At 71.1% G+C, this 15,810-nt stretch carries 12 protein-coding genes; 10 read left to right on the top strand and 2 right to left on the bottom strand.

Annotation, left to right across the window (positions count from 1 at the left end; all coding sequences use genetic code 11):
• Positions 1 to 82 precede the first annotated feature (82 nt).
• Both ACIO6U_RS18040 and ACIO6U_RS18045 read left to right on the top strand, forming a co-directional pair.
• The gene (locus ACIO6U_RS18040; protein ID WP_401720096.1) at positions 83 to 781 is read left to right on the top strand and encodes an RNA polymerase sigma factor; all 699 of its coding nucleotides are present in this window, start codon (positions 83 to 85) and stop codon (positions 779 to 781) included.
• A gap of 148 nt (positions 782 to 929) precedes the next feature.
• Positions 930 to 1,478 (top strand): DUF4383 domain-containing protein, encoded by a 549-nt coding sequence (locus ACIO6U_RS18045; RefSeq protein ID WP_355335301.1) that lies wholly within the window; start codon positions 930 to 932, stop codon positions 1,476 to 1,478.
• Positions 1,479 to 1,481: 3 nt separating this feature from the next.
• Here ACIO6U_RS18045 and ACIO6U_RS18050 read toward each other — a convergent pair whose 3' ends face one another.
• A complete protein-coding gene (locus tag ACIO6U_RS18050) occupies positions 1,482 to 2,225 on the bottom strand; it encodes a TetR/AcrR family transcriptional regulator (RefSeq protein ID WP_401720100.1) in 744 nt (247 codons plus the stop codon).
• A gap of 106 nt (positions 2,226 to 2,331) precedes the next feature.
• On the opposite strand from ACIO6U_RS18050, the gene ACIO6U_RS18055 reads away from it, so the two are divergent.
• Together ACIO6U_RS18055 and ACIO6U_RS18060 are read left to right on the top strand one after the other, a co-directional pair.
• Positions 2,332 to 4,020 (top strand): carboxylesterase/lipase family protein, encoded by a 1,689-nt coding sequence (locus ACIO6U_RS18055; protein WP_401720103.1) that lies wholly within the window; start codon positions 2,332 to 2,334, stop codon positions 4,018 to 4,020.
• A 127-nt stretch (positions 4,021 to 4,147) separates the two neighbouring features.
• Entirely contained in the window at positions 4,148 to 4,858 is a 711-nt protein-coding gene (locus tag ACIO6U_RS18060) for a GntR family transcriptional regulator (protein ID WP_355335293.1), read from the top strand.
• A 143-nt stretch (positions 4,859 to 5,001) separates the two neighbouring features.
• On the opposite strand, the gene ACIO6U_RS18065 is transcribed toward ACIO6U_RS18060, so the two are convergent.
• Positions 5,002 to 6,456, bottom strand: a complete 1,455-nt coding sequence (locus ACIO6U_RS18065) for an aminopeptidase P family protein (protein ID WP_401720106.1) — start codon at positions 6,454 to 6,456, stop codon at positions 5,002 to 5,004.
• 224 nt (positions 6,457 to 6,680) lie between these two features.
• Here ACIO6U_RS18065 and ACIO6U_RS18070 point away from each other — a divergent pair, with 224 nt between their 5' ends.
• The 6 genes from ACIO6U_RS18070 to ACIO6U_RS18095 all read left to right on the top strand — a co-directional run bounded on the left by ACIO6U_RS18070 (position 6,681) and on the right by ACIO6U_RS18095 (position 15,808).
• Positions 6,681 to 8,417 carry an ABC transporter substrate-binding protein gene (locus ACIO6U_RS18070; protein ID WP_401720109.1) on the top strand — a complete coding sequence of 579 codons (1,737 nt, stop codon included), beginning with the start codon at positions 6,681 to 6,683 and terminating at the stop codon, positions 8,415 to 8,417.
• 83 nt (positions 8,418 to 8,500) lie between these two features.
• Positions 8,501 to 9,478 carry an ABC transporter permease gene (locus ACIO6U_RS18075; RefSeq protein WP_401720906.1) on the top strand — a complete coding sequence of 326 codons (978 nt, stop codon included), beginning with the start codon at positions 8,501 to 8,503 and terminating at the stop codon, positions 9,476 to 9,478.
• Positions 9,475 to 10,461, top strand: a complete 987-nt coding sequence (locus tag ACIO6U_RS18080; RefSeq protein ID WP_355335283.1) for an ABC transporter permease — start codon at positions 9,475 to 9,477, stop codon at positions 10,459 to 10,461. Before ACIO6U_RS18075 ends, ACIO6U_RS18080 begins: the two co-directional genes overlap by 4 nt.
• Before the next feature lies 1 nt (position 10,462).
• On the top strand, positions 10,463 to 11,641 hold the full coding sequence (locus ACIO6U_RS18085) for an ABC transporter ATP-binding protein (RefSeq protein WP_401720113.1): 1,179 nt from the start codon (positions 10,463 to 10,465) through the stop codon (positions 11,639 to 11,641).
• Positions 11,638 to 12,777 carry an ABC transporter ATP-binding protein gene (locus tag ACIO6U_RS18090; RefSeq protein WP_401720116.1) on the top strand — a complete coding sequence of 380 codons (1,140 nt, stop codon included), beginning with the start codon at positions 11,638 to 11,640 and terminating at the stop codon, positions 12,775 to 12,777. The genes ACIO6U_RS18085 and ACIO6U_RS18090 overlap by 4 nt, the downstream gene beginning before the upstream one ends.
• 484 nt (positions 12,778 to 13,261) lie before the next feature.
• On the top strand, positions 13,262 to 15,808 hold the full coding sequence (locus ACIO6U_RS18095) for a collagenase (protein WP_391048228.1): 2,547 nt from the start codon (positions 13,262 to 13,264) through the stop codon (positions 15,806 to 15,808).
• Positions 15,809 to 15,810: the final 2 nt, after the last annotated feature.

Below are 15,810 nucleotides of genomic sequence, written 5' to 3' on the forward strand. Positions count from 1 at the left end.
GGCGGCAAGCGGCCCCGCGCGCCGGGCTTCCCGGCGGCTCGCGGCCCGCCCGGCAGGAACCCGACCGAAGAAGGGCAGCTCCATGACCGTACGCACCGTCGCGGAACCCGCGCACGAGCCCGCGTCCGCATCCGCTGCCGCCGCACCCGCTCCCCCCGCCGTCCCGGCGCCCGCCCGCTCCGCCGACGGCCGGGGCGGGTCCGACGCGCCGCTGTGGGAACCGGCCGAGCTGGGCCTGGCCGACTCGGAGCTGGCGGCCGGTCTGGTGCGGGGCAACGAGGACTGCGTGGCCGCCGCCTACCACCGCTGGGGCGGGCTGATCCACGCGCTCGCCCGCCGGTCGCTCGGCGACGCACGCGAGGCCGAGGATGTCACCCAGCAGGTCTTCCTCGCCGCGTGGCGCGGCCGGCACGGCTACCGGCCGGACCGCGGGTCCCTGGCCGGATGGCTGATCGGCATCGCGCACCGGAAGATCGCCGACGCGCTCTCCGCCCGCACCCGCCGCTCCGTACTCGTGGCCAACGCCGGTTCCGCCCTGCCGCCCGAGCCGGACGCCGACGCTCAGCCCGACGCCGCGCTCCACCGGGTCTTCGTGACCCGTGAGCTGGCCAAGCTGCCCGCCGCCCAGAAGCAGGTGCTGTGCATGGCCTTCTACTGGGACCTCACCCACGCCGAGATCTCCGAGCGCACCGGTCTGCCGCTCGGCACGGTCAAGAGCCATTCGCGCCGCGGGCTGCTCAGACTGCGGGCGCTCCTCCAGGCGGACGCCGCGCTCGGCTGATGCGGGGCGGCCCCGGAGGCCGTAGCGCCCATGACACGCTGCAAAAACGCTGCGAGATGAGAGATCCGGACAAAAGGGCCACCCTGGAGAGTGCGAAAGCAGTACATCCGCGACATACGGATCTGCCCGCCCCACAGAGGAGACGGCGATGAAGCTGCAGGACGAACTCCCGCGCGATCACCACCTGGCCACCGTCTACCGCTTCGGCGCCGCCTTCTGCGGCCTGGTGCTGATCGTCTTCGGAGCACTCGGGTTCGCTGACGCGCTGGGCTTCTTCGACACCCACGGGTCCAAAGTCGCCGGTCTGAGCACCAATGGCGCGCTGAGCGTGATCTCCCTGGTGGTGGGCGCCGCCCTGATCCTCGGCGGCATCGTCGGCGGTAACTTCGCCTCCACCTTGAACATGACCGTCGGCGCCCTGTTCCTCCTGAGCGGCTTCGTCAATCTCGCCGTCCTGGACCGGTCGGCGAACGTGCTGAACTTCCGGATGCCCAATGTCATCTTCAGCTTCGTGATGGGCCTGCTCATCATCACGTTCGGGATGTACGGCCGCGTCAGCAGCCGCCTCCCGCACGACAACCCGTACTGGCGCAGCCGTCACCCCGAACAGGCCGACCGCGAGGCCGCCGCCGCTGCCCCGTCCGCGGCGCCCCGCCCCGCCCTCGCGCCCCGCGCCCCCGGCGCGCAGCCGCGCTGACGTTCAGCGGGCCGTCGTCCGCCGGGTGATCAGGACCTCGATTCCGTCCAGGATCCGGGTCAGGCCGAAGTCCACGTCGTCGTCGGCGATGTCGTCGTCGTATTCCTCGCGCTCCATCATGGCCGCGAGGATGGGATAACCGTGCTCGTGCAGGAGCGGCTGAAGGAATCGCGCCACGGCGGCCGACTGCACCGGCGCCGCGGTGCTGTCGCGCACGTCGCGGCGGGCGGCGGCGATGCGCCGCGCGTAACCGTCGAGCAGCAGCGCGCACCCTAGTGATTCGGCGGTGCTCAGCCCGGCCCCGGTGAGCGCTTCGAGCAGCACTTCCGTCCAGCGCAGCAGGTTCGGGGTCGCGGGCGCCCCGCGGATGGGAAGGTCGGGCAGCCACGGGTGCGTGTCGCAGCGCCCGATCATCGCCCTGGTCCAACGGGCGGCAGCCGCCCGCCATTGGTCCGCGCCGGTTTCCAGCTCCGGCGCCGGGCCCCACGCGGTCTCCGCGACCAGGACCAGCAGTTCGTCCCGCGAGCTGACGTACCGGTAGACCGCGTTGGCGGTGAGTCCCACCCGCCTGGCGATGTTCGGCATGGACAGGGCCGCGAAGCCTTCCGCGTCGGCCAGCGCGACCGTCGCTTCGACGATTCCCTCCACGCTCTGCGAGGGCTTCCGGCCCAGCCGTCCCGTCTTGGGGGCCAGTCCCCACGCCTGGGCGAGGCCGGGCGGCAGCGCCTCGTCGTCACCGGTCGTCATCGGGCTCATCTCCATGTCTCGTCCCCGGGGGGAATTGACTTTGTGGGCGCCTCACACTTTATATTAGTGTGGATCCCACACGAATTGTTTGAGGATGTGAACGCCGATGAATCCCCCAGGTCAGAACCGCGCCCCAGGACGTCGCAGGCCACAGGTCAGGGCGCGACCGCGCCTACGGGTCCTGCTGGCCGCTCTGGTCGGCGCCGTCATGACCGGCGGCGCCATGACCGGCTGCGCCGCCGGACACGCGCGGCCGGCCCAGCGCGCGGAGGGCGGCCGAGGCGGTCCCGCCACCGTGGTCAGGACGGACACCGGCCTGGTCGAAGGCCGCCTCGGCACGGACACCCGGATGTTCCAGGGGATTCCTTACGCCGCCCCGCCGGTCGGGCGGTTGCGCTGGGCGTCGCCCCAACCGGCCGCGTCCTGGCCGGGCATACGGACCGCGACCGAGCCCGGCAACCGATGCGCACAGTCGGCGGGGCTCATCGACGAGCAGAGCAGCAGCGAGGACTGCCTCTATCTGAACGTCACCACGCCCGCGAGCGGCGGGGCCCGCGAGCTGCCGGTGATGGTGTGGATCCATGGCAACGGCTTCATCAACGGCGCCGGAAGCCTCTACGACGCACAGCGCCTGGCCAGTCAGGGCAAGGTGGTCGTGGTCAGCGTCAACTATCGGCTCGGTGTCTTCGGATTCCTCGACCATCCCGCCCTCGACCACGGCCCGGCCGCGCACCTGTCGGGCAACTTCGGACTGGAGGACCAGCAGGCGGCGTTGCGCTGGGTGAAGCGCAACGCGGCGGCATTCGGCGGCGACCCGGCGAACGTCACGCTCTTCGGCGAGTCGGCCGGCGGCACCAGCGTCTGCGCGCATCTCGTCGCGCCGGGGTCAACGGGCCTGTTCCAGAGGGCGATCCTGCAAAGCGCCGAGTGCACGGGACGCCACTGGTCACCGGGCCCGCCCACCTGGTTCCCGCTGCCGCGCGCGGAGCGCGAGCGGCACGGACTCGACGTCGCGGCAAAGGTCGGCTGCTCCGACCTCCGGACAGCGGCGGCCTGTCTGCGCGCCGCACCCGTGAAGGAACTCCTCAAGTGGTCCGACGACGGAGTCGGGTCAGGGCCGACGGTCGGCGGCGGCGTACTGCCCGTGAGCCCGGAACAGGCGTTCGCCACCGGCCACTTCAACCGGGTCCCCGTCATCCAGGGAACGACCCGGGACGAACACCGGCTGTTCACCGCGGCCATCGAGGCCGTGACCGGCCGGACGACGACCGACGCCGACTACCGGCAGCAGATCCGGACACTGTTCACCCCGGCCGACGCGGCCCGCGTCCTGGCCCGCTACCCCGCCGACCGCTTCACGTCCCCCGGCGAGGCGCTGTCCTCCGTCGTCACCGACTGGGCCTGGGGGTGCACCGTCCTCGACCGGGACCGGGCCCTGGACCAGCACGTGCCGACCTACGCCTACGAGTTCGCCGACGACGAGGCTCCCTGGTTCAGCACCCTCAAGAAGCCCGACTTCCCCACCGGAGCGTTCCACGGCAGCGAGTTGCAGTATCTCTTCGCCGACGAGCAGCTCCCCGGTCCGGCCACCCCCGCTCAGCGCCGACTCGCCGACACGATGATCCGCTACTGGGCCCAGTTCGCCCACACGGGCGATCCGAACGGCCCCGGCACGGCGCCCTGGCCCCGCTTCGGCACCGGTCGGCACGTCCAGTCCCTGCAAGCGGGGAAGACGGAGCCGGTCGACCTCGCCCAGGAACACCAGTGCGGCTTCTGGCGGACCGTCGGCGGCTGACCGCTGCCGCGACGCCCGTCCCCGCCGGGCTCACGGCCCGGCGGGACTCCGGATCCGGAACCCGGTCCCTCGCTGTGGGGCAACGTCACATTGTATGGTGGGAGTTCGTGTGTCTGGAGGATCGGTCATGGCTCATTTGTCGTCGCGCGGCGTCATTCCCGTACGGGAGCACCTGCGCGACCAGGTGGCCAACGCTCTGCGTGCCGCTCTCATCGCGGGCGAACTGCGGCCCGGTGCGGTGTATTCCGCGCCCATTCTGGCCGCCGAGTTGGGCGTCTCGGCCACCCCGGTCCGCGAGGCGATGCTCGACCTCGCCAAGGAAGGACTCGTCGAGGCGGTGCGGAACAAGGGCTTCCGTATCACCGAGATCACCGAACGCGATCTCGACGAGTACACCGAGATCCGCGCGCTGATCGAGGTCCCCACCATCGGGCGGGCCACCGCGGTGGCCACCCCCGAGCAACTGGAAGCGCTGCGACCGCTCGCCCTGGAGATCGTGGAGACGGCCCGGGGACACGACCTGATCGGTTACCTGGAGGCCGACCGCCGGTTCCATCTCGGACTGCTCGCCCTGGCCGGCAACGGCCATCTGGTGGAGGTCGTGAGCGACCTACGGAAACGTTCTCGGCTGTACGGGCTGAACTGGCTCGACGAGACCGGTCGACTGGTGGCGTCCGCCCAGGAGCACATCGAACTGCTCGACCTCATGCTCGCCCGCGACTCCGAGGGCGCGCAGGAGTGCATCAGCCGCCACCTGGGCCACGTTCGCTCACTGTGGGCGGACGGCGCCGAGGGGGCGGCGACCGCGCCCAACGGACTCCAGCTCGGGACCGCCTGACGTACGGGATGGCCCGACGTACGGGATCGCCTGACGTACGGGACCGCCTGACGTACGGTCCGGGGCGTCGCCCGGCAGCGGACGAGGCCGTCACCGACGGGAGCGTCCGGCGGGCGTCGCCGCCGGACGCCGACCCCGACCGCTCAGGGGTTGAGGAGGCCGCCCATCCACTCCTCGATCGCGTCGGGGGTCCGTGGCAGCGCACCGGACATGAGCCTCGCGCCGTCGGCGGTGATCACCAGGTCGTCCTCGATCCGCAGGCCCATGCCGCGCAGTTCGCGCGGCAGCGTCTCGTCGTCCGGCTGGAGATACAGTCCGGGCTCGACGGTGAGCACCTGCCCCTCCTCCAGAACGCCGTCGAGATACGTCTCGGCCCGTGCGCGCGCGCAGTCGTGCACGTCCATGCCGAGCATGTGACCACTGCTGCACAGCGTCCAGCGGCGGTACACGCCGCTGTCGGGGCTCAACGCCTGTTCCGGCGGGATCTTCAGGACGCCCCAGTCGTACAGCCCCTCGGCGATGACCCGCATCGCGGCCAGGTGGAAGTCGCGGAAGCGCGCCCCCGGGCGCAGCGCGGCGATGCCCGCCTCCTGCGCCGCCAGCACCAGTTCGTACGCGGTGCGCTGGGCCGGTGAGTAGCGGCCGGACAGCGGCAGGGTGCGGGTGATGTCGGCGGTGTAGAGGGTGTCGGTCTCCACTCCCGCGTCCAGGAGCAGCAGTCCCGCGGGGTCCAGCGGGCCGTCGTTGCGTATCCAGTGCAGGACGCAGGCGTGCGCGCCGGAGGCGGCGATGGTCTCGTAGCCGACCCCGTTGCCCTCGGCGCGCGCCCGCAGGGCGAACACGCCCTCGATCCAGCGCTCGCCGCGCGGGTGCCGCAGCGCCTGGGGCAGCGCCCTGACCACGTCCTCGAAGCCGCTCGTCGTGTGGTGGACGGCGAGTTGCAGTTGGCTGACTTCCCAGGGGTCCTTGACCAGCCGGAGTTCGGCGAGGACGGTCGCCAACTCCGCGTCACCGCTGGGCTGGTGGTTCCCGGAGCCGACCAACTCCTCGACGGCCGGGTCCACTCCGGTCAGCAGCCGGACCGGAGGGGAGGCTCCGGTCAGCGGCTTGACCAGGTCGTCCAGGTGCTCGCAGCGCAGCCCGCTGAGGGCGGCGGCCTCGTCGAGGTCGGGACGTCGGCCGACCCAGAACTCGCCGTAACGGCGGTCCCGGTAGAACTCCTGGCCGGTACGGGGCGAGCGGGGCCGCAGGTACAGCACGGCCTGATGGCCGCTGCCCGCCGGCTCCATCAGCAGGACGTTCCCCGGCTGGTCCTCGCCGGTGAAGCCGGTCAGCCAGGCGTACGCCGTGTGCGGGCGGAAGCGGTAGTCGGTGTCGTTGGACCGTACGGCGAGCCGTCCCGCCGGAATGATCAGCCGCTCGCCGGGGAACCGGGCGGACAGCCGGGCGCGGCGACCGGTCGTCAACTCCTCTGCGGGCAGCCGGGTTTCCGGCGGGAGAGGGCTGGGCGCCCAGGCGGTGGCCATGAAGTCGCCCAGAGCGGAGGACACCGGCAGATCGTGGCTGCCGGTGTGCGGTGGGGTGGTGGGTTCGGTCATCGGTGCGCGACTCCTTCGGGTCGGTGCGCGAACGAGGAAAGCGGCCGAACAGGGCGAACGAGGAGGGTGAGGCACGGATCGGTAACGAGAGAGCTGACGGCTTGTCAATGCAATGTCACATTACTATGTTACGAGTCACATCGCACAGGTGTCCTGGCGGCCGCCCTTTTCTCACCCCTTGAAGGCGGTCGCGGTGCCGGGAACTCACAACGGAGTGACACACCATGACCAAGCGCATCAGCGTCGCGTTGGCGATCGGCATAACGACCTCGCTGGCCCTCGCCGCGACGTCCTGCTCGGCCGACACCAAGAGCAGGGACGGAGAGCACAAGGCCCCGGGAGTGGCCACCGGCACCGTCATCGGCGGTACTCCCGAGCGCGGCGGCACCCTCACCGTGCTGTCCAATCAGGACTTCGACCACCTGGACCCCGCCCGCAACTGGGTCATGCCGACCATGGACTTCGGCACCCGGCTGCTCTACCGGACGCTCACCACCTTCAAGGCCGCGCCCGGAACCGCCGGCGGCACGATCGTGCCGGACCTCGCGACCGACCTCGGACGCTCCTCGGAGTACGGGCGGGTGTGGACCTTCACCCTCAAACCCGGCCTGACGTACGAGGACGGCACCCCGATCAGGGCGCAGGACGTGAAGTACAACGTCGAGAGGTCGTTCTCGCCGGACCTGACCGGCGGCCCCGACTACGCCCGGCAGTACCTGGCGGACACCGACGGCTACACCGGGCCGCTGACCGGCAAGGAATTGGACTCCATCCGGACGCCGGACGACCGGACCATCGTCTTCCACCTCAAGCGGCCGGTCGCCGAGTTCTCGTACACCGTCACCCTGCCGACCTTCTCGCCGGTCCCGAAGGCCCGCGAGACCGGGGTGCGGTACGACCTGCGGCCGTTCTCCTCCGGCCCGTACAAGATCGAGAGCTACAAGCGGGGCAAGGAGATGGTGCTGGTCCGCAACGCGCGGTGGAGCCCCGGAACCGACCAGGTGCGCAAGGCGTACCCGGACCGCATCGTGGTCACGATGGGTCTGCAGGGCGGACAGATCGACGACCGGCTGATCGCGAGCTCGGGCGCGGACGCCTCGGCCGTCGAATGGGCCAATCTCAGTGCGGCCAGCGTCGCCAAGGTGCTGCCGAACCGGTCGGTACGGGAGCGGCTGTCCGCCGAGCCGACCGGCTGCACGGACATGCTCTATCTCAACACCGCGCGCGGGCCGTTCACCGATCCCACCGTCCGCGAGGCCATGCAGTACGCCGTCGACAGGTCGGCGCAGGTCACCGCGGACGGCGGACCGGCGCTCAACGACATCGCCACGCACTACCTGCCGCCGCTGCTGACCGGCGGGTTCGTCGCCCCGGTGTACAACGTGCCGCCGTCCGGCGACCCGGCGCGTGCCAAGGAGCTGCTGGCCAAGGCGGGCAAGCCGTCCTTGGAGGCCACGCTCACCGTCGCCACCGGGGACAAGACCAGGGCCGAAGCGCTTCAGGCGTCGCTGTCCAAGGCCGGGGTGAAGGTGAGGATCGACGTCGTGGACCCGTCCGTCTTCTACGACACGGTCGGTGACACCGCCCACGCACCCGACATGACGCTCAGCGGCTGGTGTCCCGACTACCCGTCCGGTTCGACCTTCCTGCCCTTCGTCTTCGACGGGCGCACCATCAAGGCCAAGGGCAACCAGGGCAACTTCTCGCAGTTCCGCGACAGTTCGGTGGAGCGGCGGATGGACCAGATCGCCGCGATGTCCAACGCCAACCAGACCAAGGTCGCCTGGATCGGCCTCGACGCGACGATCATGCACAAGTCGCCCGCCGTACCACTGCTGTGGCAGCGCAAGCCGCTGCTGGTCGGCACCAACGTGGCGGGCGCGTTCGGCCACTCGGCGTGGACCGGGCAGTTCGACTTCGCGGTGATCGGTCTCAAGGACCCCGCTAAGAGCCAGGGGTGAAGGGCGCTACCGGCATGACCACAGAGCGGAAGACCGCCCGGCGTCGGCGCGCCGGGCGGTCGCGGCCCAGCGGCTCCACCGACCTGCCGAATCCGATCCATCCGACCGATCCGAATAAATCTGACGAACCATCACGTCACCTGTGCGGCGGCTTAGTTGACACCAGCGGCGGCCCGTGGCGGCGTGCCTGGCGGCAGTTGTGGCACGAGCCCGCCGCCCGCTGCTCCCTCGTCGTGGTCGTCGTGCTGGTCGTCGTGTCCGTCGCGGCGCCGCTCCTGGCCCGACTGGGCGGTTGGCGCCCCGACGAGTTCGACGAGAGCGCCATCGACCCTTACCTCGGCGGCATGCCCCGCGGTTCGTTCGGCGGCATGAGCGCCGACCACTGGCTGGGCGTCGAACCCGCCACCGGACGCGACCTGTTCGCCCGCGTCGTGTACGGCGCGCAGGTGTCGCTGATGATCGCCTTCGCCGCCACGGCCATCGTGGTCGTCGTCGGCACCGCCGCGGGCATCACCGCCGGTTACTTCGGCGGGCGGGTGGACAGCGTCCTGAGCAGGCTGATGGACCTGACCATGTCCTTCCCCTCCCTCATCTTCATGATCGCCATGATGTCGGTGGCCCAGGACGTCAACCGCGTCGCGCTGATGACCGGCGTCATCGGCCTGTTCGGCTGGCCCGGTATCGCGCGCATCGTCCGCGGCGAGACGCTGTCGCTCCGGCACCGCGAGTACGTCGACGCGGCACGGGTCGGCGGCTCCACGGCGCCGCGCATCCTGGCCCGCGAGGTTCTGCCCAACGTGTCAGGGCCGGTCATCGCGTACACCACCCTGCTCGTCCCCGGCATGATCAGCACCGAGGCGGCGCTCAGCTTCCTGGGCGTGGGTGTGCGGCCCCCCACCTCGTCCTGGGGGCAGATGATCTCCCAGGCCGTCGTCTACTACGACACGGACCCGATGTTCTTCGTGATCCCCAGCGTCTTCCTCTTCCTGGCGGTCCTCGCCTTCACCGTCCTGGGCGACGCCCTGCGCGACATCCTCGACCCGCGGGGAGGGCGGTCGTGACGCTCTACGTGATCCGCCGGCTGATCGGCGTGACGGGCGTGCTGCTCGCCGTCTGCGCCATCACCTTCACCATCTTCTATCTGCTGCCCGCCGACCCGGCCGCGGCGGCCTGCGGAAAGTCCTGCAGCACCGAACGCGTCGAGCAGGTCCGCCACATGATGGGCCTCGACCGGCCGGTCTGGCGGCAGTTCGCGGACTACCTCACCGGTATCTTCGCGGGCCGCGACCTGGGCAGCGGCCCGCACGCCGTGCACTGCGGCTTCCCCTGCTTCGGCTACTCCTACGAGAACTCGCTGCCGGTGTGGAGCCTGCTCACCGACCGGCTGCCGGTGTCCGTCTCGCTCGCGGTCGGCTCGGCCGTGCTGTGGCTCGTCCTCGGGCTGGGCGCGGGAGTCACCGCCGCCCTGAAGAAGGGGTCGCTCACCGACCGCGGACTGATGGTCGGCGCGGTCGCCACCGCCTCGCTTCCCGTCTACTTCACCGCCATGGTGCTGATCTGGGGAGCGGTCCGCATCGCCGGGGTGCTGCCCTATCCGTCCTACGTGGCCCTCACCCGCGACCCCGTGCACTGGGCGTCCAACCTGCTGCTGCCCTGGATCGCCCTGGCCCTGCTGTACGCGGCCATGTACGCACGCCAGAGCCGCAGTTCGATGATCGAGGCGATGGCCCAGCCGTACATCAGGACCGCGCGGGCCAAGGGCATGCCCGAGCGCACGGTCGTGCTCAAGCACGGGCTGCGCTCCGGGATGACACCGGTCCTGACCCTCTTCGGCATGGACCTCGGCGGCCTGCTGGCGGGCGCTGTGATCACCGAGAGCATCTTCGGCATTCCCGGTGTCGGCCAGCTCTTCTTCGACGCGCTCCGCCGTTCCGACCAGCCGGTGATCCTCGGCGTCACGCTGCTGGCCGCCTTCTTCATCGTCGGCGCGAACCTCGTCGTGGACCTGCTCTACGCCGTCATCGACCCGAGGGTGAGGTACTGAGATGGACCAGGACACCGCCGCCGCGGCCACGCCGCCGCTGTTGCGCGTGGACGGCCTCACCGTCTCCTTCCGCACCAAGCGCGGTCCGGTACGGGCCGTCGACGGCATCGGCTTCACCGTCGAGAAGGGGCGCACCCTCGGCCTGGTCGGGGAGTCGGGCTCCGGGAAGTCCGTCACCTCGCTCGCGGTCATGGGACTGCACGAGGACGCCGAGGTCACCGGTTCCATCGCGCTGGGCGGCCGGGAGTTGACCGGTCTGAGCGGTGCGCGACTGAGCGCGCTGCGCGGGCGCCGGATGGCGATGGTCTTCCAGGACCCGCTGTCCAGCCTGCACCCCTACTACACGCTGGGGGAGCAGATCGCCGAGGCGCACCGGCGGCACTTCCGCTCCGGCCGGGCGGTCGCCCGGCGCCGCGCGGTGGAGATGCTCGGCGAGGTCGGCATCCCCGAACCCGCCCGGCGGGTCGCGGAGTACCCGCACCAGTTCTCCGGCGGCATGCGGCAGCGCGTGATGATCGCCATGGCCCTGGCCTGCGAGCCGGACCTGCTCATCGCCGACGAGCCGACCACCGCGCTGGACGTCACCGTGCAGGCGCAGATCCTCGAACTCATCGCCCGCATCCAGCAGGAACGCGGTCTGGGGGTGGTGATGATCACCCACGACCTGGGAGTGGTGGCCCGCGTCGCCCACGAGGTGCTGGTGATGTACGGCGGCAGGGCGGCCGAACAGGCCACGGTGGACGCGCTGTTCGCCGAGCCCGCCCACCCGTACACCCGCGGGCTGCTCGACTCGCTGCCCCGGCTGGACGACGCGGACGACGCGCCGCTGCGTACCGTCCCGGGCTCACCGCCCTCGCTGCTCAGCCTGTCCGAGGGCTGCGCCTTCCTGCCCCGCTGCCCCCGGGCGGCGGTCGCGTCCGAGCCGGAGCGGGAGCGGTGTGCCACCCGGCGCCCGGCCCTGGAGGCGGTGCGCGGCGCGGGGTCGGCCCCGCCGGGGAAGGGCGGCGGGGGAGCCGCCGGGGTCCCACGGGTCCCCGGCGACGGGGGAGAGGCCGTCGCCGCCCCGCCCGGCCCGGCGCATCTGACCGCCTGTCATCTGACGACGGCGGCGCGGTCCGCCGCCGATCCGCCCGCGGACGCCCGGAGCGGGCCGCCCCTCACCGTCAAGGAAACGCGATGAAGCGCACGGACCGAGCACGACCGGCGACGGGATCAGGCCCCGGTACGGGGGCGGCCGTCGCCGATACGAACGGACAGCGCGCCGGGACCGCCCCCGACCGGCGACGGCACCTCGAACCCGTCGCCGCCGCGGACGGCGGACCGCCGCCCGCCCTGGAACCGGGCGGCGACCCGCCCTTGCTGTCGGTCCGCGGCCTGGTCAAGACCTTCCCCGGACGACGGCGGCTGGGCAGGGCGACGGCCCCGGTGCGCGCGGTGGACGGGGTCGGCTTCGACCTGGCGGCCGGTGAGACGCTGGGGCTGGTCGGCGAGTCGGGATGCGGCAAGTCCACCACCGGACGGATGGTGGTGCGGCTGCTCGAACCCACGGCCGGCAGTATCCGGTTCGCGGGACAGGACATCACGCATCTGGGCCAGCGGCGGCTCCGGCCGCTGCGGCGGCACATCCAGATGGTCTTCCAGGACCCGTACTCCTCGCTCAACCCCCGGCAGACCGTGGCCCGTATCGTCACCGACCCGCTCCTGGCGCAGGGCACGTCGGCAGGCCGGGCCAGGATCCGCGCCGCCGAACTGCTCGACCTCGTCGGCCTGTTGCCCGAACACCTCGACCGGTATCCGCACGAGTTCTCCGGCGGGCAGGCGCAGCGGATCGGCATCGCCCGCGCCCTGGCCACCGAACCGCGGCTGGTCATCGCGGACGAACCCGTCTCGGCGCTCGACGTCTCGGTGCAGGCGCAGATCGTCAACCTGATGGAACGTCTCCAGGACGAACTCGGCCTGGCCTACGTGTTCGTGGCCCACGACCTCTCGGTCGTCAAGCGGGTCTGCGACCGGGTGGCGGTGATGTACCTCGGCCGTGTCGTCGAGATCGGTGACAAGTCCCAGGTGTACGAGCGCCCCGCGCACCCGTACACCGCGGCGCTGCTGTCGGCGGTGCCGGTACCCGACCCGGCGGTGGAACGCGTGCGGAAGCGGATCGTGCTGCGCGGCGATCCGCCCAGTCCCGCGGCGCCGCCGTCGGGCTGCGCCTTTCACCCGCGCTGCCACAAGGCACAGGAGATCTGCGGCGTCACCCGCCCCGAACTGGCCGGTCCGCCGCGCCGACAGGTCGCCTGCCACTTCCCGGACGCCGATTGAGGGAGCCGATTGACGGGGCCGCCTGACCGGAAGCACGGGTCCGGTCGGCAGGGCTGCTCCGTGCGCCGGACAGCGGGGTCGAGCGGCTCCGCCGCGTCCGCCTGCGCGCGGTCCGGGCGCGGTCCGGGCGCGGGGAATTCCCGGGCGCGGGGGAGCGGGGAAACGGCCTGGGGCCACCGGAATTCCGGTGGCCCCAGGCCGTTTTCGCGAGTTCCCCACTCTGGGTTCCCAAGCGATGTGACATGTGCAATGGTACATGGCGCACAACCTGAAAGCCGTGCTCATGCCAAAAGTTGAGGCACGGCTCGCGGTCCGTCCGGGACCGCACCGCCCACTCCCCACAGTGCCGGGCGGTCCCGGACGGGTGCACCGCGAATCCCCCCTCGCCGCGCAACGGAGCGCGGCACACACCGCTGGGAGGCGGCACGTGAACACCCAACCGGTACGACGAAGTCTCACCGGGTTCCTGATACTCGCCCTGGCCATGTGCCTGGGCATCGGCATGCTGATCCACCCGGAACGGGCCGCGGCAGCGCAGCCGAAGCCCGCCGGGACCGCGGCCACCCGCCCCGGCCCGGCGGCCCAGCCCGCCACGGTCGCCGCGGCGAAGTCCGACCACACCGGAGCCGGTTCGCTCAGCGCGGCCGACCGGGCGCCGCTGCCCGCGTCCAAGGACGCACTCAAGCAGGACTACGACGCGCCGACGGCGCCGGTGGTCAGCCACTCCGCGCCGTCCATGAAGGCCGCGGCGCGGGCCAAGGCCAGGGCCAACGGCCTGACCGCGGCGGCGACATGCAACGCCTCGGACTTCACCGGCCGGACCGGCAGCGCCCTCGTCGCCCAGATCAAGGCGTCCACCACGGACTGCGTCAACACGCTGTTCAACCTGACCGGCACCGACGCCTACAACGCCTTCCGCGAGGCGCAGATGACCACCGTCGCCTACGCCATGCGCGACGGCTCAGCCGCCTACCCCGGTGACAGCAGCACCGGCATGCCGCAGCTCGTGCTCTACCTGCGGGCGGGCTACTACGTCCAGTACTACAACTCCTCGGCGGTGGGCAGTTACGGCACCGCCATGGTCACGGCCATCCGCAGCGCCCTGGACGCCTTCTTCGCCAGCGCCCACTCCGGCGACGTCACCGACGCCAACGGCGAAGCCCTCGCCGAGGCCGTCACCCTGATCGACAGCTCCGAGCAGGACGCCCGCTACCTGTACGTCGTCAAGCGGCTGCTGAACGGCTACAACAGCTCGTACGACGCGTCCTGGTACATGCTCAACGCCGTCAACAACGTCTACACCGTGCTGTTCCGCGGCCACCAGTTCCCGGACTTCGTCGCGGCCGTCGTGGCCGACCCGAGCGTGCTGGACACGCTGTACAACTTCGCCGGCTCGCACCTGGCGCTGCTGAGCACCGACCAGGCGTACCTGACGTCCAACGCCGGGCGTGAACTGGGCCGGTTCCTCCAGGAGTCGGCCCTGCGCGCCAAGGCCAGCCCGCTGGTGGCCGCGCTGCTGAGCCGGACCGCCATCACCGGACCCACCGCTGCCCTGTGGGTCGGCCTGGCCGAGATGACCAGCTACTACGACGCGTCGAACTGCTCGTACTACGACACGTGCAACCTCGCCGACCGGCTCAAGAGCTCGGTGCTCACGTCCAACTACACGTGCAGTTCCAGCATCCGCATCCTCGCCCAGGACATGACGGCCGCTCAGCTCAGCTCCTCCTGCGCCAGCCTGCGCGCCCAGGACGCGTACTTCCACGGCCTCGTCCACGACAGCGGGCCCGTCGCCAACGACAACAACTCCACCATCGAGGTGGTGGTCTTCAACTCCAGCACCGACTACCAGACATACGCCGGGGCCATGTACGGCATCGACACCAACAACGGCGGCATGTACCTGGAGGGCGACCCGGCCGCGGCCGGCAACCAGCCGCGCTTCATCGCCTACGAGGCCGAGTGGGTGCGCCCGGACTTCCAGATCTGGAACCTGAACCACGAGTACACGCACTACCTCGACGGCCGGTTCGACACCTACGGCGACTTCACCGCGAGCACCGCCACGCCGACCACCATCTGGTGGATCGAGGGCTTCGCCGAGTACGTCTCCTACTCCTACCGCAACGTGGTCTACACCGACGCGCAGAACCAGGCCGCGACGCACGGCTACACCCTGCGGTCGATCTTCGGCAACACCTACGACTCGGGCCAGACCCTGGTCTACAACTGGGGCTACCTCGCGGTGCGTTACATGCTCCAGTCGCACCCGGCAGACGTCACCGCGCTGCTCGCCGACTACCGCAGCGGCAACTACGCCGCCGCGCAGACCCTGCTCACCAGCACCATCGGCACGCGCTACAACAGTGACTGGGACGCCTGGCTGACCAAGTGCGCGGTGGGGAACTGCGGCAGCATCGGCGGCGGCAACCCGCCCGGCAACCAGGCGCCCACGGCCGCCTTCACCTCGGCCGTCAGCAATCTGACCGCCGCCTTCACCGACAGGTCGACGGACAGCGACGGCACCATCGCCTCCCGCGCCTGGAACTTCGGTGACGGCACCACCTCCACCGCCGCCAACCCGTCCAGGACGTACACGGCCGCGGGCACGTACACCGTGACACTGACCGTCACCGACAACGGCGGCGCCACCAACACCACGTCGCAGACGGTCACGGTCGGCAGCGGCGGCGGCACGGCGCCCGAGTGCACCGGCGCCGACGTCAACCAGCTCGGCAAGAACTGCAAGCGCGGCAATCTGTCGGCGCCCACCGGCGACTACGCCTACCTGTACCTCTACCTGCCCGCGGGCACCACGACCCTGAAGATCACCTCGGCCGGCGGGACCGGCAACGCCGACCTCTACTACAGCAACACCGGGTGGGCCACGACCGCCAGCTACACCAGCAAGGCCACCGGCAGCGGCAACGCCCACACCCTGACCGTCACCAACCCGACGGCCGGTTACGTCTACGTCAGCCTCTACGCCGTCCAGGGCTTCAGCGGAGCCTCGGTCACCACGTCCTACTGATC

The organism is Streptomyces sp. NPDC087422 (genome assembly GCF_044744145.1).
Taxonomy (GTDB): Bacteria; Actinomycetota; Actinomycetes; order Streptomycetales; family Streptomycetaceae; genus Actinacidiphila.